We start from the raw sequence: 21,692 nt of genomic DNA on the forward strand, positions 1-21,692 counted from the left end.
CGCGGTCGAGGTGATCGAGCGCGCGTCGTTCGCGCTGCTCGACTACGTCGCGCGCAAGCTGGCCGGCAAGCCGGTGGCGGCGCTGGCGCTGTTCCCGCAGTACCGCGCGGTGCAGGCGCTGGCCGGCGCCGACCGCGTGCACCCGGCCGACCTGTGGGACACCGCGGTGGCGCCGGCCGAGCTGCCCGGTGACGCCGAACTGGCGCCGCGCGACGCCGATGAGGCGTTCCGCGCCGACCTCGAGTCACAGATGCTGTCGCTGCTGCGCCACCCGCGCGGCCCGGCGGCGGGGCAGATGAGCGCGCTGTTCGCCGCGCTGGGCAACGGGGTCGCGGCGCGCGGCGGCGACGCTGCGCTGTGGCGGCTCGCCGCCGCGTTCTTCGAGGGCCAGGCGCACGGCCTGCTGCCGGCCGACGTGTACGTCAAGCGCATGGCCGCGCGGCTGCTCGCGCAGCTGCGGCTGGGCGCGCGCGCCCCGGCCGCCGACGCCGCCGCCGGCGCCGAGCGCCTGCGCCACGACCTGCTCTTCTTCTGCGCGCAGGCCGGTCCGGCGGGCGACACCCCGGCGACGCCGCGGCTGGCCGCGGCGCGCCGCGCGTTCGGGCTGTGGGGTCACGCGACCACCGACTACGAGGCCGCCTCGCTCGGGCGTTACGACCCGGCGTGGCTCGCCCAGGCGCGCAAGCGCGTGACCGCGGCGAAGGACGCGTGGTCGGCGGTGGCCGCCGGCGAGATGCACCGCGCGGCCAGCCTGTCCGAGTCGTTCGCGCTGGTGGCCGACTCGCTGCGCCGCATGTTCCCGCAGGGCGAGGTGCTGGGCGAGGCGCTGCAGCGCGCGGCGGTCGACACGCAGCAGCGCGGCACCGCGCCGTCGCCCGCGCTGGCGATGGAGGTCGCCACCGGCATGCTGTGGGTCGAGGCCGTGTTCGACGACGCCGAGTTCGACCATCCGGAGCAGGCGACGCGGGTGCGCCGGCTGGCGCAGCGCATCGCCGCGGTGCACGCCGGCCAGCCGGTCGGCGCGCTCGACGGCTGGATGGAGGAGCTGTACCGGCGCGTGTCCGACCGCCAGACGATCGGCAGCGTCGTGCACGAGCTGCGCGCCGCGCTGGCCGAGGCCGAGAAGGCGATCGACCCGTACTTCCGCGACCCGGGGCAGCGCGACAGCCTGGTGCCGGTGCCGGCACAGCTGCAGACCATGCGCGGCGTGCTGTCGGTGCTCGGCCTCGACCAGGCCTCGCACGCGGTGCTGCGCATGCGCGACGACGTCGATGCGCTGCTCGCCGCGGCCCACGACGGCGATCGCGAGGTGCGCATCGACCGGCTCGCGGCCAACCTCGGCGCGCTCGGCTTCCTCGTCGACATGCTCGGCGTGCAGCCGGCGCTGGCGAAGGCGCTGTTCGCCTTCGACGCCGACGCCGGGCTGCTGCGCTCGCGCGTCGGCGCCGCGGTCGCCGCGCCGGCCGAGGCGCCGGCCGAGCCGGCCGGCGACCTGCTCGAGCGGGCGCGGACGTTGGCCTGCGCCGCGCGCGACCCGCTGTGCCGCGACGACGAACTGCGGCGCCGGCTCGAAGCGTTGTCGCAGCAGGCTCTGGTGGCCGACCAGGGCGCGCTGGCCGACGCCGCCAGCCGCGCGCGCGTGGCGCTGGCACGCGCCGACGACGACGACGCGCGCCGGCAGGCACGCGAGCAGCTCGCGCGTTCGATCGACGACCTCGTCGCGGCGGCCAGCGCGCCGCCGGTCGAGTCGCTGCCGTCGGCGCCGGTGCCGCCGCCGGCCGTCGCCGGTCCGGGCCAGACCGGCCTCGAGGACGACGCCGAGGTGCGTGCGATCTTCATCGACGAGGCGCGCGAGGTGGTGGCCCATGCGCGCGATGCGCTGGTCGCGCTGGCCGACGCGCCCGACGACCTGGCCGGCATGACCGCGGTGCGGCGCGCGTTCCACACGCTCAAGGGCAGCTCGCGCATGGTCGGGCTGGCCGAGTTCGGCGAGGCCGCCTGGGCTTGCGAGCAGCTGTACAACACGCGGCTGGCCGACGCGCCGCGCGCCGACGACGACCTGCTGGGCTTCAGCACCGAGGCGCTCGACCACCTGCAGGGTTGGGTCGACGCGGTGGCCGATGGCCACGACGCCGGCCACCGGCCGGCGGCGGTGCAGGCCGCCGCCGATGCGCTGCGCCTGCACGGCCGCCGCGAACCGCTGGCGCCTGCGGTCGCCGAGGTGGCGCTGCAGGCGGCCGTGCCCGGCCTGCCCGACGCCGAAGCGCTCGAACTGCCGCCACCGGCGCAGGTGCCGCAGGCGCAGCCCGTCGAGGCGGCGGCCCACATGCCGCCGGCCGAGGTGATGCTGGACGTGCCGCCGGAGTGGGGCACGTTGTCGCTCGACCTCGGGTTGGACCTCGGGCCGGGCCTCGGCGAGTCGCTCGAAGCCGCGCCGCTGCCCGACCTCGCCGCGGCGCCGGTCGCGGGCGCGACGCCCGACGCGCCGGCCTCGGCCGTCGCCGAACCCGCGCCGGCATTCGACGCCGGCCTCGCGACACCGGCCGGCGGCGCCGCCGCGCCCGCACTCGAGCTCGACCTGGGTGCGTTCGACGCGGCGGGTGCGCCAACGCCGGCGGCCGACGTCGTCGACCTGCCCGACGCCGAAGCGCAGGCACCGGTCGACGCCGAGCCGACGGCCGCGGCCTTCGCGCCGATGCCCGCCGACGGCGGGCCGCTGCCCGGGGAGCCCGCCGTGCCCGCGGCCGTGTCGGCCGATGCGGGGGCCATCGAGTTGCCGGCAGCCGACGCCGAGCAGTTCAAGACGGTCGGGCCGCTGCGCATCAGCATCCCGCTGTTCAACATCTACCTGAACGAGGCCGACGAGCTGTCGCGCCGGCTGGTCACCGAGATCGCCGAGTGGACGCACGAGCTGCACCGGCCGATCGGCGAGCCGGCGATCGCGCTGGCGCACTCGCTGGCCGGCAGTTCGGCCACCGTGGGGTATCACGACCTGTCGAACCTCGCGCGCGCGCTCGAGCACGCGCTGATGCGCTCGCAGGCGATCGGCCGCGGCGACGTCGACGAATCCGCGCTGTTCGGCGAGGTGGCCGAGGAGATCCGCCGCCTGCTGCACCAGTTTGCCGCCGGCTTCCTGCCCGCGGTGCCGCCGGTGCTGTTCGAGCGGCTGGCTGCGCACGAGGTCGACGCCGACGCGCGCCGGCGCGCGGTCGCGACACGCGCCGACGCGGTCGCGGCGGCCGGGCAAACCGGCGCGGACGAGGCGGACGAGGGGGTTGACCCGGCCACGTTGTCGGGCGCGATCGAGGCCTTCGCGCTCGACGTGGTCGAGGACGACGCCGGTGGCTTCGTCGAGGCGATCGACGGCGCCGGCGTCGACGCGGCGTTCGCCACGGTCGCGGCCAGCCAGACGCCGGCGGCCGACGCCGGCGACGCGGGCGCGATCGAGGTGGCGCTCACCGAGACCCTGCCGGAGGACAGCGCGGCCGCCGAGGCGGCACCGGTGCTGCTGGGCGCTTCGCCGCTGGCGCTCGACAGCGAGGACGACATCGACGTCGAGGATGCCGTCGACGCCGAACTCTTCCCGATCTTCGAGGAGGAGGCGCAGGAACTGCTGCCGCAGCTGGCGTCGCGGCTGCGCGAGTGGGTGCGCCGCCCGGCCGACGCCGGCGCCGCGGCTGCGTGCATGCGCACGCTGCACACGCTCAAGGGCGGCGCGCGGCTGGCCGGCGCGATGCGCCTGGGCGAGCTCGCGCACCGGCTCGAGACCGCCATCGAGCACCTGCTGGCGCGCGGCGACGTGCACGTCGCCGACGTCGAGGCGCTGCAGTCGCGCGGCGACACGCTGGGCACGGTGTTCGAGGCGCTGCGTGGCGGCACGACGCCGGCCGAGCCGATCGCCCCGGCCGCGCCGCTGCGTGCGGAGCCGATCGCCGTCGATGCGCAGGCGCCGGCCGTGGCGCCGACGCCGGCGGCGCCGTCGGCGATCGACTGGAGCCACTTCCTGCATGCGTCGGTGCCGGTCGGCGCCGCGCCGTCGGAGGCCAGCGCCGCGGTCGCCGGCGCGGTGCGGGTGCGCGTGCCGCTGCTCGACCGCCTGGTCAACCACGCCGGCGAGGTCAGCATCACGCGCTCGCGCATCGAGGCCGACGTCGGGCAGCTCAAGACCTCGCTGGTCGACCTGACCGACAACCTCGAGCGGCTGCGCCGGCAGCTGCGCGACCTCGAGCTGCAGGCCGAAACGCAGATCGCCTCGCGCATGGAGCAGGCGAAGGCCGCGGCGCAGGACTTCGACCCGCTCGAGTTCGACCGCTTCACGCGTTTCCAGGAACTCACGCGCATGATGGCCGAGTCGGTCAACGACGTCGCCACCGTGCAGCGCAGCCTGCAGCGTGCGCTGCAGTCGGCCGAGGACGACCTGGCCGCGCAGGCGCGGCTGACGCGCGACCTGCAGGACGACCTGCTGCGCACGCGCATGGTCGAGTTCGAGAGCCTGGCCGAGCGGCTGTACCGGGTGGTGCGCCAAGCGGCCAAGGAAACCGGCAAGCAGGTGCGGCTGGACATCGTCGGCGGCTCGATCGAGGTCGACCGCGGCGTGCTCGACCGCATGACGCCGGCCTTCGAGCACCTGCTGCGCAACTGCGTCACGCACGGCGTCGAGTCGCCCGAGCGGCGCGCCGCCGCCGGCAAGGACACCGCCGGGCAGATCACCGTCACGCTGACGCACGAGGGCAACGAGGTCGGCATCGAGTTCCGCGACGACGGCGGCGGCCTCGACCTGGCGCGCATCCGCGCGCGCGGCGAGGCGCTGGGGTTGATCGCGCCCGGCGCGCCGGCCGCCGACGACGCGATCGCGCAGCTGATCTTCACGCCGGGCTTCTCGACCGCCGAGCAGGTCACCGAGCTGGCCGGGCGCGGCGTCGGCATGGACGTGGTGCGCTCCGACGTCGTGGCGATGGGTGGGCGCATCGAGACGGCCACCGCCGCCGGTCAGGGCACGCGCTTCAAGCTGGTGCTGCCGCTGACCACCGCGGTGACGCAGGTCGTGATGCTGCGCTGCGCCGACACGCGCGTGGCGGTGCCTTCGACGTTGGTCGACGCGGTGCGCCGCGTGCCCGCCGAGCTCGTCGAGTCGGCCTGCGTCGACGGCGAGATCGAACTCGGCGGCGAGCGGCTGCCGTTCTACTGGCTCGGCGCGCTGCTGCACACCGGTGCGCGCAGCGCCGCGCGCGGCCGCCACGCGACGCTGGTGGTGGTGCGCAGCGCGCAGCAACGCGTCGTGCTGCACGTCGACGAGGTGCTGGGCAACCAGGAAGCGGTGGTGAAGAACCTGGGGCCCCAGCTGTCGCGACTGCCGGGGCTGGCGGGCATGACGCTGCTGGCGTCGGGTGCGCCGGCGCTGATCTACAACCCGGTGGCGCTGGCCGCGGTGTACGGCGAAGGCGCGCACGCGCGCATGCGGGCCGCCGCGCTGGCGGCGCCCGAGGTTCCCGCCGACGCGGCGCCGGTCGAGCGCGCTCCGCTGGTGCTGGTGGTCGACGACTCGCTGACGGTGCGCCGCGTCACGCAGCGCCTGCTGGTGCGCGAGGGCTACCGCGTGGCGCTGGCCAAGGACGGGCTCGAGGCGCTCGAGCGGCTCGCCGAGGAGAAGCCGGCGGTGGTGCTCAGCGACATCGAGATGCCGCGCATGGACGGCTTCGACCTCGTGCGCAACCTGCGCGGCGACGCGCGCTGGCGCGGCCTGCCGGTGATCATGATCACCTCGCGCATCGCGCAGAAGCACCGCGACGTCGCCGCCGAGCTCGGCGTCGACCACTACCTGGGCAAGCCCTACGCCGAGGAGGACCTGCTGGCGCTGGTCGCGCGCCACGTCGCGGCGCCGGTCGCCGCGTGAACGTGTCGGCCGTCGCGACGCCGGCGCAGGTGCTGGCGTTCTGGTTCGGAGGCGACGACGCGGTGGACAGGCGCTGGTTCAACGGCGGCGCCGCGTTCGACCGCGAGATCGCCGAGCGCTTCGGCGCGACGATCGACGCCGCGCTGCGCGGCGAACTCGCCGGCTGGGCGGCCACGCCCGACGACGCGCTCGCGCTGATCGTCGTGCTCGACCAGTTCACGCGCAACGTCGGGCGCGGCACGCCGCGCGCCTTTGCCGGCGACGTGCGGGCGCTGGCGCTGGCCCTCGAGCTGATCGAACGCGGCGACGACCGCCGGCTGCCGCCGCTGCGGCGCTGGTTCGCGTACCTGCCGCTCGAGCACGCCGAGGACCTGGCGCTGCAGCAGCGCTGCGTGCAGCTGTTCGAGGACCTGCTTGCCGACGCAGGCGCGCACCGCGAGGCGATCGCCGGCGCGCTGGACTACGCGCGCCGCCACCGCGACGTGATCGCGCGCTTCGGCCGCTTCCCGCATCGCAACGAGATCCTCGGCCGGGCGACCGTGGCCGACGAGCACGCCTTCCTGCAGCAGCCCGGGTCGCGGTTCTGAGTGCCGTGGGGCGGCCCGCTCACGGCCGCGACCGCGCCGCCGCGTAGCGCTGCAGCGTGCGCTCGCGCGCCTGCGCGTGGTCGACGATCGGCGCCGGGTAGTCGTGCCCGAGCTCGACGCCGGCGGCGGCGAGGTCGGCGGGGCGCGCCAGCCACGGCGCGTGGATCAGCTTGTCGGGCAGCTTCGCCAGCGCCGGCAGGTAGCGGCGGATGAAGCGCGCGTCGGGGTCGAACCTGCGGCTCTGCGCCACCGGGTTGAAGATGCGGAAGTACGGCTGCGCGTCGCAGCCGGTCGACGCGGCCCACTGCCAGCCGCCGTTGTTCGCGGCGAGGTCGAAGTCGTTGAGCTTCTCGGCGAACCAGGCCTCGCCGCGGCGCCAGTCGATGCCGAGGTCCTTGGTCAGGAAGCTGGCCACCACCATGCGCAGGCGGTTGTGCATGTAGCCGGTCTGGTTGATCTGGTGCATCGCGGCGTCGACCAGCGGGTAGCCGGTGCGGCCATCGCACCACGCGGCGAACTGTTCGTCGGCGTGTCTGCCGTGTTCCCAGCGGATGCGCTCGTACTCGGGGCGGAACGCGTGGCCGACGACATGCGGGTGGTGGTGCAGGATCTGGTGGTAGAAGTCCCGCCACACCAACTCGGCGAGCCAGACCTCGGCGCCGCGCGAGCCGGCCTGCGCGCGCCGCCAGGCCTCGCGCGCCAGCCGCCGCACCGAGACGGTGCCGAAGCGCAGGTGCGTGCTCAGGTAGCTCGGGCCCTTGACGGCGGGGAAGTCGCGCGTCTCGTGGTAGCGGTGGATGCGTTCGGCGAGGAAGTCGTCGAGCAGTTCTGCGGCGCCGGCGGCCCCGCTGGGCAGCTTGAGCCGGTGCAGGTTGCTCGGCTCGAAGCCGAGGTCGGCCAGCGCCGGCACGCCGGCCCAGGCGAGTCCGGCGGCCAGTGACGGCGGCGTCGGCGGGCGCGGCGCCAGCGCCGACGCGTGCTTGGCCACCGGGTAGGCGCGCACGTAGTACGGGTCGAGCCTGGCCAGCCAGGCGTTCCTGTACGGCGTGAACACCGAGAACGGGCTGCCGCCCTGCGTCAGCACCTCGTCGCGTTCGAAGATCACGTGATCCTTGCTCGTGTGCAGCGCGATGCCGATCTCCGACAGCCGCCCGCGCACGCGCGCGTCGCGGTCGACCGCGTACGGGTCGTCGTCGTGGTTCGCGTACACCGCCTGCACGCGCAGCGCGTCGGCCAGCGCGGGCAGCACGTCGGCGGCGCGGCCGTGCGCGACGATCAGCCCGCCGCCGTCGACGCCGTGCGACGCCGCGAGCGCGCGCAGTTCGGCGTCGACGCCGACCAGGCTGTCGCGGATGAACTCGACGCGCCGGTCGACGCGCGGCAGCGCGTCGAGGATCGCGGTGTCGAACACGAACGCGCACCACACGCGACGCGCCGACGTCAGCGCGTGGTACAGCGCCGCGTGGTCGTCGGCGCGCAGGTCACGGCGCAGCCACACCAGCGCGCCGTCGTACGCTCGAACCGGGGGTTTGTCCATGTCGCGGAGTGTGGCGCGCGAATAGAATTTGCGCATGGCCGAACGCCGCATCGACCTGACGAACCAGTTCCTGATCGCCATGCCCGGCATGGCCGACGACACCTTTGCCGGGACGGTCGTCTACATGTGCGAGCACACCGACAAGGGTGCGCTCGGGCTGGTCATCAACAAGCCGATCGACATCAAGCTGAAGAACCTGTTCGAGAAGGTCGAGCTGTCGCTGGACCGCGACGACCTCGCCGACGAGCCGGTGTACTTCGGCGGGCCGGTGCAGACCGAGCGCGGCTTCGTGCTGCACGAGAAGGTGGGCGACGAGGCCAGCCCGTACAACTCGACGCTCGAGATCCCCGGCGGCCTCGAGATGACGACGAGCAAGGACGTGCTCGAGGCCTTGTCGGCCGGCGGCGGCCCGAAGAAGGTGCTGGTGACGCTGGGCTACAGCGGCTGGGGCGCCGGCCAGCTCGAGGACGAGATCGGCCGCAATGGCTGGCTGACGGTGCAGGCCGACCCGCAGATCATCTTCGACACGCCGGTGCAGGAGCGTTACGAGCGCGCGGTGCGCCTGCTCGGCATCGACCCGCGCATGCTGTCGCAGGACGCCGGGCATGCGTGAGGCTCCCCCCCGGAGCGCCTTCGGCGCCTCCCCCCCGTGGGGGGCGAGCCCGGGCACGAAAGGTCCGGTGGGCCTTTCGTGCCCGGCGAGCGGCCGGGCTGCAAGGCCCGGCGCGGCCGGCAAGGCACGCCAGCGGACCGGCGAAGCCGGATCCGCGGCGACCGCTGGAAGGGTCGCGCGCTGCGCCCGGCTCCGTCTTTGCCGGGCGCGATGACGGCGTCCGCCACGTCGGCGACCCGGCCCCGGAGCTTTCTCGCTTTCGATTTCGGCACCCGCCGCGTCGGCGTGGCGGTGGGCAACACGCTGCTCGGGCAGGCACAGTCGCTGACGACGATCGCGGCGGAGGGGCAGGCGCGCTTCGCCGCGATCGCGCGGCTGGTCGACGAGTGGCGGCCCGACGCGCTCGTCGTCGGGGTGCCGCTGTACCCCGACGGCGGCGAGCACGACAATACGCGCCGCGCACGGCGCTTCGCCCGCCAGCTGCACGGGCGCTTCCGGCTGCCGGTGCACGAGGTCGACGAGCGTTACACGACGACCGACGCGATCGCGGCGGGGGCGGCCGACGTCGACTCCGCGTCGGCGGCGCTGATCCTCGACCAGTACCTGCGGGAGCACCCACGATGACGACCCTCGCCCTCGACGCCGAAGCGCTGTATCGCGAGCTCGTGCACGGCGTGCGCCGGCTGCTCAAGCCCGGTGGCGTGCTGGTGGGCGTGTGGTCCGGCGGCGCGTGGCTGGCCGAGCGGCTGCAGGCCGACCTCGGGCTGCCCGGCGTGCCCGGCGTCATCAGCAGCTCGCTGCACCGCGACGACTTCGGCCAGCGCGGCATGGCCGCCGGCGCCGACGCGACCAAGCTGCCGTTCGCCGTCGACGGCGCGCACATCGTGCTCGTCGACGACGTGCTCTACACGGGGCGCACGATCCGCGCGGTGATCAACGAACTTTTCGACTTCGGCCGCCCCGCGGCCGTACAGCTGGCGGTGCTCGTCGACCGCGGCGGGCGCGAGCTGCCGATCGAGGCCGGCGTCGCGGCGGCCAAGGTCGCGTTGCCGGCGTCGCAGAAGCTGGCGCTGGCGCGCGACCCGGCGGGCCTGTTCACCTTCGCCGTCGAAGCCACCACCTGACGGGACCTGCCCCGATGCTGTCGCGCCGCAACCCCCAGCTCAACCGACACGGCGAGCTGATCCACCTGCTGTCGATCGAGGGGCTGCCGCAGGCGGTGCTCGCGCAGATCCTCGACACCGCGGGCACCTTCCTCAGCGTCAACGAGCGCGAGGTCAAGAAGGTGCCGCTGCTGCGCGGCAAGAGTGTGTTCAACCTGTTCTTCGAGAACTCCACGCGCACGCGCACCACGTTCGAGATCGCCGCCAAGCGCCTGTCGGCCGACGTGATCAACCTCGACATCGCGCGCAGCAGCACGGCCAAGGGCGAGAGCCTGCTCGACACGATCGCGAACCTGAGTGCGATGCACGCCGACATGTTCGTCGTGCGCCACGCCGAGAGCGGCGCGCCGTACCTGATCGCCGAGCACTGCGCGCCGCACGTGCACGTCGTCAACGCCGGCGACGGGCGCCACGCGCACCCGACGCAGGGTCTGCTCGACATGTACACGATCCGCCACTTCAAGCGCGACTTCACGAACCTGACGGTCGCGGTGGTCGGCGACATCGTGCACTCGCGCGTGGCGCGCAGCGACATCCACGCGCTCACGACGCTAGGCGTGCCCGAGATCCGCGCCGTCGGCCCGAAGACGCTGGTGCCGGGCGACCTGCGCGCGATGGGCGTGCGCGTGTGCCACGACATGGCCGAGGGCGTGCGCGACGCCGACGTCGTCATCATGCTGCGGCTGCAGAACGAGCGCATGAGCGGCGCGATGCTGCCCAGCGCAGGCGAGTTCTTCAAGCACTACGGCCTCACTGAGGACAAGCTCGCGCTGGCCCGGCCCGACTGCATCGTGATGCACCCCGGGCCGATCAACCGCGGCGTCGAGATCGACTCGGCGGTGGCCGACGGCAGCCACAGCGTGATCCTGCCGCAGGTGACGTTCGGCATCGCGGTGCGCATGGCGGTGATGTCGATCATCGCGGGGAATGAGGCGTGATCCACCCCCGAAGCGCCTTCGGCGCCTCCCCCCCGAGGGGGCGCCGCCGGCGGACCGGCGAAGCCGGATCCGCGGCGGCTGCCGGATTCCGCACCAAGGTGCGCGCTATGTCTTGCGTCGCACGCCGGAGTCGATGACATGAAGATCCTGATCCGCAACGGCCGCGTCGTCGATCCGGCCACGGGCCGCGACGAGACCGCCGACGTCGCGATCGCCGCCGGGCGCATCACGGCGATCGGCGGCGTGCCGAACGACTTCGAGCCGCAGCGCGTCATCGACGCCACCGGCCTCGTCGTCGCGCCGGGGCTGGTCGACCTCGCGGCGCGGCTGCGCGAGCCGGGCCACGAGCACGAGGGCATGCTCGAGAGCGAGCTCGAGGCCGCCGCCGCCGGCGGGGTCACCAGCCTGGTGTGTCCGCCCGACACCGATCCGCCGCTCGACGAGCCGGGACTGGTCGACATGCTCAAGTTCCGTGCGCGCAAGCTCAGCCTGTGCCGGCTGTTCCCGCTCGGCGCGCTGACGCGTGGACTGGCCGGCGAGGCGCTGACCGAGATGGCCGAGCTGACCGAGTCGGGCTGTGTCGGCTTTTCGCAGGCCGACGCGCCGGTGCGCGACACGCAGGTGCTGCTGCGTGCGCTGCAGTACGCGGCCACCTTCGACTACACGGTGTGGCTGCGGCCGCAGGACGCGTGGCTCGGCAAGGGCGTGGCCGCCAGCGGGGCGGTGGCCACCCGCCTGGGCCTGTCGGGCGTGCCGGTGGCCGCCGAGACGATCGCGCTGCACACGATCTTCGAACTGGTGCGCGCCACCGGCTGCCGCGTGCACCTGTGCCGGCTGTCGAGCGCGGCGGGCGTCGCCCTCGTGCGCGCGGCCAAGGCCGAAGGGCTGCCGGTGACGGCCGACGTGAGCATCAACTCGCTGCACCTGACCGACGTCGACATCGGCTTCTTCAACCCGGCGATGCGCCTCGTGCCGCCGCTGCGCCAGCAGGCGGACCGCGACGCGTTGCGCGCCGCGCTGGCCGACGGCACGATCGATGCGCTGGTGTCGGACCACACGCCGGTCGAGGGCGACCTGAAGACGCTGCCGTTCGGCGAAGCCGAGCCGGGGGCCACCGGGCTCGAGCTGCTGCTCGGGCTGGCGCTGAAGTGGGGCGCCGACGCGCGGCTGTCGCTGGCCGACACGCTGGCGCGAGTGACCAGCCACCCGGTGCGCGTGCTCGGCGATGCGCTCGGCTCGCTGGCGTCGAGCGCCGGGCGCCTCGCCGAGGGCGGCGTCGCCGACGTGTGCGTGTTCGACCCCGAGGCGACCTGGGCGGTGTCGCCGCAGGCGCTGGCCAGCCAGGGCAAGCACACGCCGTTCGCGTTCGCGTCGACGGGCACCGCGCTGACCGGCGTCGTCGTGGCGACGCTGGTCGCCGGCACGGTGGCGTTCGAGACCCAGGCGCACGCCGCGCTGGCACGATGAGGCCCCTGCGGCGGCCGCGCGCCGTGGGCGGACGATGACGTCGGGCCGGCGGCTGCGCGCCGTCTGGCGCCTCGGGCGTGCCGTCGTCCACGGGCTGCGCGGGCTGGCCATCGTGCTGCTGCGCTTCCCGTCGCTCGACGCCGCCGCACGCCACGCGCGCATCGCGTGGTGGGCGCGCGGGATGCTGCGCGCGCTGGGCCTGCGGCTCGACGCGCAAGGCACGTTCAGACCGGCGGCGAAGCTGGTCGTCGCGAACCATGTCTCGTGGCTCGACATCATGGCGATCCACGCCGTGTGCCCGCAGGCGCGCTTCGTCTCGAAGGCCGACGTGCGGCACTGGCCGCTGGTCAGCCGCCTGGTCGACGCGGCCGGCACGCTGTACCTCGAGCGCGACAAGCGCCGCGACGCGCTGCGCGTCGTGCACCGGATGGCCGAGGCGCTGGCCGCCGGACAGACCGTGGCCGTGTTCCCCGAGGGCACGACGAGTGACGGCCGCGGTCTGCTGCCGTTCCACGCCAACCTGCTGCAGGCCGCAATCGCGACGTCGACGCCGGTGCAGCCGGTCGCGTTGCGCTACGCCGACGCGACGCAGGCGGTCAGCGCGGCGGCCGAGTTCACCGGCGACACCACGCTGGCGCGCAGCCTGTGGCGGCTGGCGTGCGGTGACGGCCTGACGGTGCGCGTGCGCGTGCTGCCGGCGATGGGCAGCGCGCACGCCGACCGCCGGGCACTGGCCGAAACTGTGCGACAGTCGATCGCCGAGGCTCTTGACGCCCTGCCCGACGCACCGACCCGATGACCGTCGCCACCTTGCGCCTGCGCCGCGTGGGCATCGACACGTTCCGCGAGAACGTGGCCTACCTGCACCGCGACTGCCCGGTGGTGCGCGCCGCCGGGTTCCAGGCGCTGTCGAAGGTGCAGGTGCAGGCCAACGGCCGCAGCATCCTCGCGGTGCTCAACGTCGTCGACGACGCGCGGCTGGTCGAGGTCTGCGAGCTCGGTCTGAGCGAGGAGGCGTTCGCGCGCATCGGCGTGGCCGACGGCCACGAGGCGTCGATCACGCACGCCGAGCCGCCGCGCTCGATCGCCGCGCTGCACCGCAAGATCGACGGCGAGCGACTCGGGCGCGACGACCTGCACGCGATCATCGCCGACATCGCACAGGCGCGGTACTCGAAGGTCGAGCTCGCGGCGTTCGTCGTCGCGACCAACCAGTTCGAACTCGACCGCGACGAGGTGCTGCACCTGACCGAGGCGATGATCGCCGCCGGCCGGCGGCTCGACTGGCACCACGAGGTCGGGGGCGGGCCGGTGGTCGACAAGCACTGCATCGGCGGCATTCCCGGCAACCGCACGTCGATGCTGGTGGTGCCGATCGTCGCCGCGCACGGCATGTTGTGTCCGAAGACCTCGTCGCGCGCGATCACGTCGCCGGCCGGCACCGCCGACACGATGGACGTGCTCGCCGAGGTGGCGCTGCCGTTCGAGCGGCTGGTGGCCATCGTGCGCGAGACGCGCGGCTGCCTGGCCTGGGGCGGCACCGCCGAGCTGAGCCCGGCCGACGACATTCTGATCTCGGTCGAGCGGCCGCTGGCGATCGACTCGCCGGGGCAGATGGTGGCGTCGATCCTCTCGAAGAAGATCGCCGCCGGCTCGACGCACCTGGTGCTCGACATCCCGGTGGGCCCGAGCGCCAAGGTGCGCTCGATGCCCGACGCGCAGCGGCTGAAGAAGCTGTTCGAGTACGTCGCCACGCGGCTCGGCCTGCAGCTCGACGCGGTGATCACCGACGGGCGCCAGCCGATCGGGTGCGGCGTCGGCCCGGTGCTCGAGGTGCGCGACGTGATGCGCGTGCTCGAGAACCACCCCGAAGCGCCGTCGGACCTGCGCCAGAAGGCGCTGCGGCTGGCCGGGCGCGTGATCGAGTTCGACCCCGACGTTCGCGGCGGTGACGGTTTCCGCATCGCGCGCGACATCCTCGACTCGGGGCGCGCGCTGGCGCGCATGAACGCGATCATCGACGCGCAGGGCCGGCGCCCCGGCCCGCTGCCGCCGCCGGCATCGCTGACGCACGAGGTGCGTGCCGAGCTTGACGGCGTGGTCACCGCGATCGACAACCTGCGCATCGCGCGCATCGCGCGGCTGGCCGGCGCACCGCAGGTGGCCGAGGCGGGCATCGACCTGCTGAAGAAGCTCGGCGACCCCGTGGCGCGTGGCGACGTGCTGTACCGCATCCACGCGCGCTTCGAGGCGGACCACACGTTCGCGCGCGGGCTGGCGACGCGCGACGGCGGCTACCGCGTCGGCGAGGCGGCCGACCTGCCGCGCGAGTTCGCCGCCGGCGGGGCGACGCCGTGACCGCGGCACCGACCATGCTGCTGGCCTTCGACGACGAGTCCGTGCTCGCGTCGCGGCTCGGCGCGGCGCTGGGCGTCGAGCCGCGCACGATCGATCGCCACCGCTTCCCCGACGGCGAGACGCGGCTGACGCTGCCGCCGTCGCTGCCGGCGCGTGTCGTCGTGTTGCGCGGGCTGCAGCAGCCCAACGACAAGCTGACCGAGCTGCTGCTTGCCGCGCTCGGCGCGCGCGAGCTGGGCGCGCGGCACCTGACGCTGATCGCGCCGTACCTGGCCTACATGCGCCAGGACATCGCGTTCCGGCCCGGCGAGGTGGTCAGCCAGCGCCACCTCGGTGCGCTGCTCGCGTCGGCCTTCGACGCCGTCGTCACCATCGACCCGCACCTGCACCGCGTCGCGTCGATCGACGAGGTGGTGCCGGGCCGGCGCGCGCTGGCGCTGTCGGCGGCACCGCTGCTCGGCGACTGGATCGCCGCGCAGCTCGGCCAGCCGGTGCTGATCGGGCCCGACGAGGAGGCGGCGCAGTGGGTGCAGGCCGCCGCGCGCGCGCATGGCCTGGCCGCCGGCGTCGGGCGCAAGGTGCGGCGCGGCGACCGCGACGTGGTCGTCGAGTGGCCATCGATCGACGTCGCCGGCCGTGCCGTCGTGCTGCTCGACGACGTCGCGAGCACCGGCCGCACGCTGGGGGTCGCCGCGCGCGAGGCCTTGGCACGCGGCGCGGCCAGCGTCGACGTGGCGGTCACGCACGCGCTGTTCGTCGGCGACGCGCTGGCGTCGCTGCGCGCCGCCGGCGTGCGCCAGGTCTGGAGTACCGACGCGGTGCCGCACGCGAGCAACGTCGTGTCGGTGGCGCCGCTGATCGCGGCGGCGCTGGCCTGCGTGGCCTGAGCGCCGCGGCCGGGCGGTCCCGCCCGGCCGCGCCAGGCGGCGCCCCGACGCCACCGTCAGGGTGCTACGCGGCCCGTGGGGGATGCACCGCAGGCGCTGCGGGGGTGGTTCGGTTCACGCCTTGCCCTGCGCGGCCACCGCGGCGGCGGCCTTCGCCGCTGCCTCGGGGTCGCCGAGGTAGTAGCTCCTGATCGGCTTCAGGTCGGCGTCGAGTTCGTAGACGAGCGGAATGCCGTTGGGGATGTTCAGCGCGACGATCTCGGCGTCGCCGATGCCGTCGAGGTACTTCACCAGCGCGCGCATGCTGTTGCCGTGCGCGGCGATCAGCACGCGCTGGCCCGAGCGGATCGCCGGCGCCAGGCGCTCGTTCCAGCAGGGGATCACGCGCGCGACGGTGTCCTTCAGGCACTCGGTCGGCGGGATCTGCCCCGGCGCGAGCTTTGCGTAGCGCGGGTCGTCGCGCTGGCCGCGCGGGTCGTCGGCGGCCAGCGGCGGCGGCGGCACGTCGTAGCTGCGTCGCCACACCAGCACCTGCTCGTCGCCGTACTGGCGCGCCGTCTCGGCCTTGTTCATCCCCTGCAGGGCGCCGTAGTGGCGTTCGTTCAGGCGCCAGTCGTTGACGATGGGCAGCCAGGTGCGGTCGAGTTCGTCGAGCGCGTGCCACAGCGTCCAGATCGCCCGCTTGAGCACCGAGGTGTAGGCGACGTCGAAGTCGAAGCCCGCCTCGCGCAGCAGCCGCCCCGACTCGCGCGCCTGCGCCACGCCGGTGTCGGTGAGTGGCACGTCGGTCCAGCCGGTGAAGCGGTTGTCGCGGTTCCAGGTGGACTCGCCGTGGCGGATCATCACGAGCTTGTACATGGCGGGTGGGTGCAGCGGCGAAGCAGGCGATTCTAGAATGCGCGCCTTCGTCGAACCGAGGCCCCCGCCCGTGGACTTCCTGCTGCAGAACTGGTTGCTGATCCTCGTCGCCGTCGTGTCCGGCGGCATGTTGCTGTGGCCGATGATCGGCGGCGGCGGCCCCGGCGCGGTCAGCGTCGGCGAGGCAGTGCAGCTGATCAACCGCGAGAAGGCGGTGCTGATCGACGTGTGCGAGCCGGCCGAGTACGCGGCCGGCCACGCCGCCGGCGCGCGCAGCGTGCCGCTGGGCACGCTTGAGTCGAGCAAGGCGCTGCCGTCGAATAAGGCGCTGCCGGTGGTCGTCGTCTGCCAGAGCGGCGCGCGCGCGTCGCGCGCGGCCGGCGCGCTGCGCAAGCTCGGCTACGCCAACGCGCGCGTGCTCTCGGGCGGCATGCGCGCCTGGCGCGAAGCCAACATGCCGGTCGAGAAATCGGCCTGAGCGTGCGCCGATACCGCGCGGGGTTATCGCGTCGCGGCGACAATGCGGCCGTCGCGCCGCGTGTGGCGGCGCTGTCGACCTGACGAGCAACGCGATGAAACCGGTGAAGATGTACTCGACGCAATACTGCCCGTACTGCGACCGCGCCAAGCGCCTGCTGCGCGAGCGCGGCGTCGCGCAGATCGACGAGGTGCGCGTCGACCTGCATCCGCAGGAGCGTGCGCTGATGATCGAGCGCACCGGCCAGCGCACGGTGCCGCAGATCTTCATTGGCGACACGCACGTCGGCGGGTGCGACGACCTGTACGCACTCGACCGGCGCGGTGGCCTGCTGCCGCTGCTGCACGGCACCTGATCCGGTGCGCACCGCGGTGCGAGGGCCGGCGCGCGCGCCGGCCGCGCGGCATGGCTCGGCGATAATCGGCGCCACAGCCCGCAGCCTCGCGGGCTTTGTTCACAGAGAGACACCATGGCCGAGCAAGACGCCCAACCCGTGTTCCAGATCCAGCGCATGTACCTGAAGGACCTGTCGCTGGAGCAGCCCAACTCGCCGCAGATCCTGCTCGAGCAGGCGCAGCCGCAGGTCGACATCAACCTTGGCGTGTCGGCCGAGCCGGTGGCGGAGGGCATCTTCGAGGTCTGCGTCACCGCCACCGTGACGACCAAGGTCAAGGACAAGACGCTGTTCCTGATCGAGGCGAAGCAGGCCGGCATCTTCGAGATCCGCAACCTGCCGCAGGACCAGATGCAGATGATCGTCGGCGTCGCCTGTCCGAGCATGGTCTACCCGTACCTGCGCGCGGTCGTCTCCGACCTGTGCACGCGAGCCGGCTTCCCGCCGGTGCTGCTGGCCGAGGTCAACTTCCAGGCGATGTTCGAGGCGCAGCGCCAGCAGCAGGCCGCCGGTGGCAACGGCGGCAACGGCGGCAGCGGCATCATCACCAGCGCCTGAGCGCGCGGCGCCGAGCGTCCACCGCGTCCCGGCAAGGCCCCGCGATGCGCATCGCGATGCTCGGCGCCGGTGCGTGGGGCACCGCGCTGGCGGTGCACACGGCGCCGCGCCACGACGTGTTGCTGTGGGCGCGCGACGCCCGGCAGGCCGAGGCGATGCGTCGCTTCGGCGTCAACGCCCGCTACCTGCCCGGCGTTTCCCTGCCGGCGACGCTGCGCGTGGGCGCCGACCTCGCCGCGGCGCTGGACCACGGCCGCAGCGGGCTCGTCGTGATCGCGACGCCGATGTCGGCGCTGGCCGAGATGCTGCGCGCCGTGCCCGACGGCGCCGGCGTGCTGTGGCTGTGCAAGGGCTTCGAGGCCGGCAGCGGGCGGCTCGGTCACGAGATCGTGCAGGCGCTGCATCCCGGGCTGCGCGCCGGGGTGCTGTCGGGCCCGAGCTTCGCCGAGGAGGTGGCGCAGGCCCTGCCGACCGCGCTGGTGGCTGCGAGCAGCGACGCGGCGCTGACCGACGAGGCGGTGGCCGCGTTCCACAGCGACACGCTGCGCGTCTACACCTCGGACGATCCGGTGGGCGTCGAGGTCGGTGGGGCGGTGAAGAACGTGATGGCCATCGCCACCGGCGTGTGCGACGGGCTGCAGCTGGGGCAGAACGCACGCGCCGCGCTGATCACGCGCGGGCTGGCCGAGATGACGCGCCTGGGCGTGGCGCTGGGCGCACGCGCAGAGACCTTCATGGGGCTGTCCGGGCTCGGCGACCTGGTGCTCACCGCCACCGGTGATCTGTCGCGCAACCGCCGCGTCGGGCTGCGGCTGGCCGCCGGGCAGGCGCTGGGCGACGTCCTCGCCGCGCTGGGCCATGTCGCCGAAGGCGTGTACAGCGCGCGCACCGTGCTGCAGCGCGCTCGTGCGGTGGGCGTGGCAATGCCGGTCACCGAGGCCGTGGTCGCGCTGCTCGACGGCACGCTGACGCCCGCCCAGGCGGTGACGCGCCTGATGGCGCGTCAGGCGCGAGCCGAGAGCGGCGAGGCTCAGACGCCGCCGGCGTAGCCGAGCCGGCGCCAGGCCTCGAACACCGCGACCGCCGCGGCGTTGCTCAGGTTCAGGCTGCGCTGGCCGGCGCGCATCGGCAGCCGCAGGCGCTGCGGCTCGGCAAACGTCTCGAGCAGCGCGTCGGGCAGTCCGGCGTCCTCGCGGCCGAACACCAGCCAGTCGCCGGCGCGCCAGTCGACGCTGTCGAAGCGGCGCGTGGCGCGCGTGGTGAACGCGAAGCATCGCGCGGGCGGCGGGCGGTGCGCCTGCCACAGCGCGCTCCACGAGGCGTGGCGCTGCACGTCGGCCCACTCGTGATAGTCGAGCCCCGCGCGTCTGAGCAGCCGGTCCTGCATCGAGAACCCCAGCGGCTCGACCAGGTGCAGCGTGCAGCCGGTGTTCGCCGCCAGGCGGATCACGTTGCCGGTGTTCGGCGGGATCTGCGGCTGCACGAGCACGAGGTGGAACATTCGGGCATTGTCGGTGCCGTCGGGGGCGCAGGCGCTCGGGCGACGTGGCGGTGCCAGTTCGCCGGGCCCTGCTCGGGGGCGCGCTGGACCGGATCCGCCGCAGGGAGGCTCAGGCGTCGGCGGGCCGCGGCGTGCGCGCCAGCACCCACAGCAGCACCTCGGCGGCGCCGGCGGCGAGCAGCGCGCGCGTCGCTTCGGTGGCGGTGGCGCCGGTGGTCATCACGTCGTCGACGAGCGCGACGCGGCGCCCGCGCAGCGGCGTTGCGTCGGCCGGTGCGACGCCGAAGGCCCCGCGCACCGCGGCGGGGCGCCGCGTCCGCGGCAGGTCGGCGACGTGTGGCGTGTCGACCCAGCGTTGCAGCAGGTCGGCCCGCGCCGGGCGCCGCAGTCGCCGCGCGACGCGCCGCGCGAGCTCCCAGGCCTGGTTGTAGCCGCGCTCGGCGAGGCGCTGCCCGGCCAGGGGCACCGGCACCACCAGGTCGACGTTCGCCGCGTCGTCGTCGCGCAAGATCGCGGCAGCCAGCAGGTCGGCCAGCGCACCGACGCGGTCGATGCCCTGCGCGAACTTGAACGATGCGACGACGTCGGCCCACGGGTACGCGTAGTCGACCGCGGCGACGGCCGCCGTGAACGGTGGTGCCTCGCGCAGGCAGTCGCCGCACCGGGTGGTGCCCGCGGGCACCGCGATGGCGCAGGTGCGGCAGCGCGGTCGCGACGCCGCGAAGCGCTCGACGCACGGCGCGCACACCCGCGACTGTGCCCACTGCCGGCACACCGCGCAGCGCGTGGGCAGGCGCAACACCGACACAGGCCGGAGGGCGAGCATCGGGTCAATATACTGAGCCGTCCCGCCGATGAGCAAGGTTCTCGCCTCGAACGTCTCGCGTCGCGACATCGACGAGGTCGCGCTGGCGCGCACGCTCGCGCGCATGGCGACGGCGCCGCCGCCGTGGCTGCACGGCGAGGTCGCGCGACGCATGGCCGAGCGGTTGCCGGTGATCCTGCGCAGCCCGGCGTCGGTACTGCTGTGGTGGGGTCACCTCGGCGCCAGCGACGAGGTGCTGGCGCATGCGTACCCACAGGCGCGGCGCGTCGCGGTCGAGCCCGCCGCGGCGCCTTCGCCGCCTTCGCGCCGCGGCGGGCCGTGGTGGTCGCCGCGACGCTGGCGCGTCGGCGCGCCGGCGCCGATCGCCGAAGCCGACGTGCCACCGGGTGGCGCGCAACTGCTGTGGTCGAACATGATGCTGCATGGCGTGGCCGATCCGCCGGCGCTGTTCGCGCGCTGGCGCCGCGCGCTGGCCGACGACGGGTTCCTGATGTTCTCGACGCTCGGTCCGGGCACGCTGGCCGAACTGCGCGCGCTGTACCGCGAGGCCGGATGGCCGGTCCCGGCCGCCGAACTGGTCGACATGCACGATCTCGGCGACATGCTCGTCGAGGCCGGCTTCGCCGATCCGGTGATGGACCAGGAGCGGCTGCAACTCACCTGGCCCGATGCCGACGCGGCGCTGGCCGAGTTGCGCACGCTCGGCGCCAACGTCGACCGCGGACGCGCCGCCGGCCTGCGCACGCCGCGCTGGCGGCACCGGCTGCGCGACGCGCTGCATGCGCGCCGCGACGAACAGGGTCGCGTGGTGCTGGGCTTCGAGGTCGTCTACGGCCACGCGTTCAACGCGCCGCCGCGAGCGAAGGTGACCGCGCGCACCGCACTGCCACTCGACGACTTCCGCGCCATGACGCGCCGCCGCCCCGCATCACCGGGCAGGGTATGACTGTGAGCTAGAATTTGTTCGATTGGGTTGTTCGGCATCAATAGAACGCGATCGAGGCGGCGCCCGGTCGGTCAGCAGGATCACCTCCGGGCCAAGCGCCGCGTCATGAGCGTCATCGTTGCATCGAACCCTTGGGCGCCGGCGCCGGCGACCTCGCTGCCGTGGCGCTTCGCCCCGCGGCTTGCCGGGGACGGGCAACGGCTGGAGTGGGTGTTGCGGCGCAACTGTTCGTTGACGCCGCGGCAGTTGTTGGGGGTGTACCTGTCGCTGTGCGCGGCGTCGCTGCTGATCGCGGTGCCGTTCTGGTGGCATGGTGCAGGGGTCGTGCTGGTGTTTGCAGGCATCGAGTGGCTGGTGGTCGGGCTGGCGCTGTGGGTTTGCGCGCGCCACGCCGCGGACAGCGAGTCGATCTCGCTCGTCGGTGACCGCGTCGTCGTCGAGCATCGCTGCGGCGCCCGCGTCGAGCGCGCGGAGTTCCGCGCGGCGTGGCTGCGCGTCGAACCGGCGGGCGGTCAGGGCTCGCTGGTCGAGCTCTCCGGCGAGGGCCGGCGCGTGCGCGTCGGTCGCTACCTGCGAGCGGACCTGCGCGCCGCGCTGGCGCAGGAACTGCGGCGCGCTGCACTGGCCGGCCGGGAGCGCGGCGGGGTCGCGCGACCTGAATTCGGGAACGGGAACCTTGGGTAATTGA

General features: G+C 74.2%; 20 protein-coding genes. 16 read left to right on the forward strand and 4 right to left on the reverse strand.

What is annotated here, in order from left to right; translation table 11 throughout:
* Window positions 1-10: 10 nt before the first annotated feature.
* Together PKC53_RS07960 and PKC53_RS07965 are read left to right on the forward strand one after the other, a co-directional pair.
* Complete coding sequence (locus PKC53_RS07960) at window positions 11-5,893, forward strand: Hpt domain-containing protein (RefSeq protein WP_324427912.1); 5,883 nt, start codon at window positions 11-13, stop codon at window positions 5,891-5,893.
* A complete protein-coding gene (locus tag PKC53_RS07965; RefSeq protein ID WP_324427914.1) occupies window positions 5,890-6,480 on the forward strand; it encodes a DUF924 family protein in 591 nt (196 codons plus the stop codon). The genes PKC53_RS07960 and PKC53_RS07965 overlap by 4 nt, the downstream gene beginning before the upstream one ends.
* 19 nt (window positions 6,481-6,499) lie before the next feature.
* Here the strand turns inward: PKC53_RS07965 and PKC53_RS07970 are convergent, their stop codons facing one another.
* Complete coding sequence (locus tag PKC53_RS07970; protein ID WP_324427916.1) at window positions 6,500-8,017, reverse strand: deoxyribodipyrimidine photo-lyase; 1,518 nt, start codon at window positions 8,015-8,017, stop codon at window positions 6,500-6,502.
* A 34-nt stretch (window positions 8,018-8,051) separates the two neighbouring features.
* On the opposite strand from PKC53_RS07970, the gene PKC53_RS07975 reads away from it, so the two are divergent.
* From PKC53_RS07975 to PKC53_RS08010, 8 genes are all read left to right on the forward strand, one after another.
* Window positions 8,052-8,630 carry a YqgE/AlgH family protein gene (locus PKC53_RS07975; RefSeq protein WP_324427918.1) on the forward strand — a complete coding sequence of 193 codons (579 nt, stop codon included), beginning with the start codon at window positions 8,052-8,054 and terminating at the stop codon, window positions 8,628-8,630.
* 210 nt (window positions 8,631-8,840) lie between these two features.
* Window positions 8,841-9,254 (forward strand): Holliday junction resolvase RuvX, encoded by a 414-nt coding sequence (gene ruvX / locus PKC53_RS07980; RefSeq protein ID WP_324428003.1) that lies wholly within the window; start codon window positions 8,841-8,843, stop codon window positions 9,252-9,254.
* Window positions 9,251-9,754 (forward strand): bifunctional pyr operon transcriptional regulator/uracil phosphoribosyltransferase PyrR, encoded by a 504-nt coding sequence (gene pyrR, locus PKC53_RS07985; RefSeq protein ID WP_324427919.1) that lies wholly within the window; start codon window positions 9,251-9,253, stop codon window positions 9,752-9,754. The genes ruvX and pyrR overlap by 4 nt, the downstream gene beginning before the upstream one ends.
* Window positions 9,755-9,768: 14 nt before the next feature.
* On the forward strand, window positions 9,769-10,731 hold the full coding sequence (locus PKC53_RS07990) for an aspartate carbamoyltransferase catalytic subunit (RefSeq protein ID WP_324427921.1): 963 nt from the start codon (window positions 9,769-9,771) through the stop codon (window positions 10,729-10,731).
* A 138-nt stretch (window positions 10,732-10,869) separates the two neighbouring features.
* Window positions 10,870-12,198, forward strand: a complete 1,329-nt coding sequence (locus tag PKC53_RS07995) for a dihydroorotase (protein WP_324427923.1) — start codon at window positions 10,870-10,872, stop codon at window positions 12,196-12,198.
* 34 nt (window positions 12,199-12,232) lie between these two features.
* The gene (locus PKC53_RS08000) at window positions 12,233-12,997 is read left to right on the forward strand and encodes a lysophospholipid acyltransferase family protein (RefSeq protein ID WP_324427925.1); all 765 of its coding nucleotides are present in this window, start codon (window positions 12,233-12,235) and stop codon (window positions 12,995-12,997) included.
* On the forward strand, window positions 12,994-14,556 hold the full coding sequence (locus tag PKC53_RS08005) for a thymidine phosphorylase family protein (protein ID WP_324427927.1): 1,563 nt from the start codon (window positions 12,994-12,996) through the stop codon (window positions 14,554-14,556). The genes PKC53_RS08000 and PKC53_RS08005 overlap by 4 nt, the downstream gene beginning before the upstream one ends.
* Window positions 14,557-14,570: 14 nt before the next feature.
* Complete coding sequence (locus tag PKC53_RS08010; protein WP_324427929.1) at window positions 14,571-15,443, forward strand: ribose-phosphate diphosphokinase; 873 nt, start codon at window positions 14,571-14,573, stop codon at window positions 15,441-15,443.
* A gap of 114 nt (window positions 15,444-15,557) precedes the next feature.
* On the opposite strand, the gene gpmA is transcribed toward PKC53_RS08010, so the two are convergent.
* A complete protein-coding gene (gpmA, locus tag PKC53_RS08015) occupies window positions 15,558-16,301 on the reverse strand; it encodes a 2,3-diphosphoglycerate-dependent phosphoglycerate mutase (RefSeq protein ID WP_324427931.1) in 744 nt (247 codons plus the stop codon).
* 70 nt (window positions 16,302-16,371) lie between these two features.
* Between gpmA and PKC53_RS08020 the strand changes: the two genes are divergently transcribed.
* From PKC53_RS08020 to PKC53_RS08035, 4 genes are all read left to right on the forward strand, one after another.
* Window positions 16,372-16,779 (forward strand): rhodanese-like domain-containing protein, encoded by a 408-nt coding sequence (locus tag PKC53_RS08020; protein WP_324427932.1) that lies wholly within the window; start codon window positions 16,372-16,374, stop codon window positions 16,777-16,779.
* Window positions 16,780-16,873: 94 nt separating this feature from the next.
* On the forward strand, window positions 16,874-17,134 hold the full coding sequence (gene grxC, locus PKC53_RS08025) for a glutaredoxin 3 (RefSeq protein WP_324427934.1): 261 nt from the start codon (window positions 16,874-16,876) through the stop codon (window positions 17,132-17,134).
* A gap of 114 nt (window positions 17,135-17,248) precedes the next feature.
* Window positions 17,249-17,731: a protein-export chaperone SecB gene (secB, locus tag PKC53_RS08030; RefSeq protein ID WP_324427936.1), complete on the forward strand. Its 483-nt coding sequence runs from the start codon at window positions 17,249-17,251 to the stop codon at window positions 17,729-17,731.
* Between the two features lie 44 nt (window positions 17,732-17,775).
* Window positions 17,776-18,780: an NAD(P)H-dependent glycerol-3-phosphate dehydrogenase gene (locus PKC53_RS08035; RefSeq protein WP_324427937.1), complete on the forward strand. Its 1,005-nt coding sequence runs from the start codon at window positions 17,776-17,778 to the stop codon at window positions 18,778-18,780.
* Here PKC53_RS08035 and PKC53_RS08040 read toward each other — a convergent pair.
* Together PKC53_RS08040 and PKC53_RS08045 are read right to left on the reverse strand one after the other, a co-directional pair.
* Window positions 18,762-19,232 carry a tRNA (cytidine(34)-2'-O)-methyltransferase gene (locus PKC53_RS08040; protein WP_324427938.1) on the reverse strand — a complete coding sequence of 157 codons (471 nt, stop codon included), beginning with the start codon at window positions 19,230-19,232 and terminating at the stop codon, window positions 18,762-18,764. The two genes, PKC53_RS08035 and PKC53_RS08040, sit on opposite strands and share 19 nt — an antisense overlap.
* Window positions 19,233-19,341: 109 nt before the next feature.
* Entirely contained in the window at window positions 19,342-20,058 is a 717-nt protein-coding gene (locus tag PKC53_RS08045) for a phosphoribosyltransferase family protein (protein WP_324427940.1), read from the reverse strand.
* Between the two features lie 28 nt (window positions 20,059-20,086).
* On the opposite strand from PKC53_RS08045, the gene PKC53_RS08050 reads away from it, so the two are divergent.
* Window positions 20,087-21,004 carry a methyltransferase domain-containing protein gene (locus PKC53_RS08050; RefSeq protein WP_324427942.1) on the forward strand — a complete coding sequence of 306 codons (918 nt, stop codon included), beginning with the start codon at window positions 20,087-20,089 and terminating at the stop codon, window positions 21,002-21,004.
* 27 nt (window positions 21,005-21,031) lie between these two features.
* Entirely contained in the window at window positions 21,032-21,688 is a 657-nt protein-coding gene (locus PKC53_RS08055) for a DUF2244 domain-containing protein (RefSeq protein WP_324427944.1), read from the forward strand.
* The last annotated feature ends 4 nt before the right edge of the window (window positions 21,689-21,692 follow it).

The sequence above is a fragment of the Azohydromonas sp. genome (genome assembly GCF_035325925.1).
Taxonomy (GTDB): domain Bacteria; phylum Pseudomonadota; class Gammaproteobacteria; order Burkholderiales; family Burkholderiaceae_C; genus Calidifontimicrobium.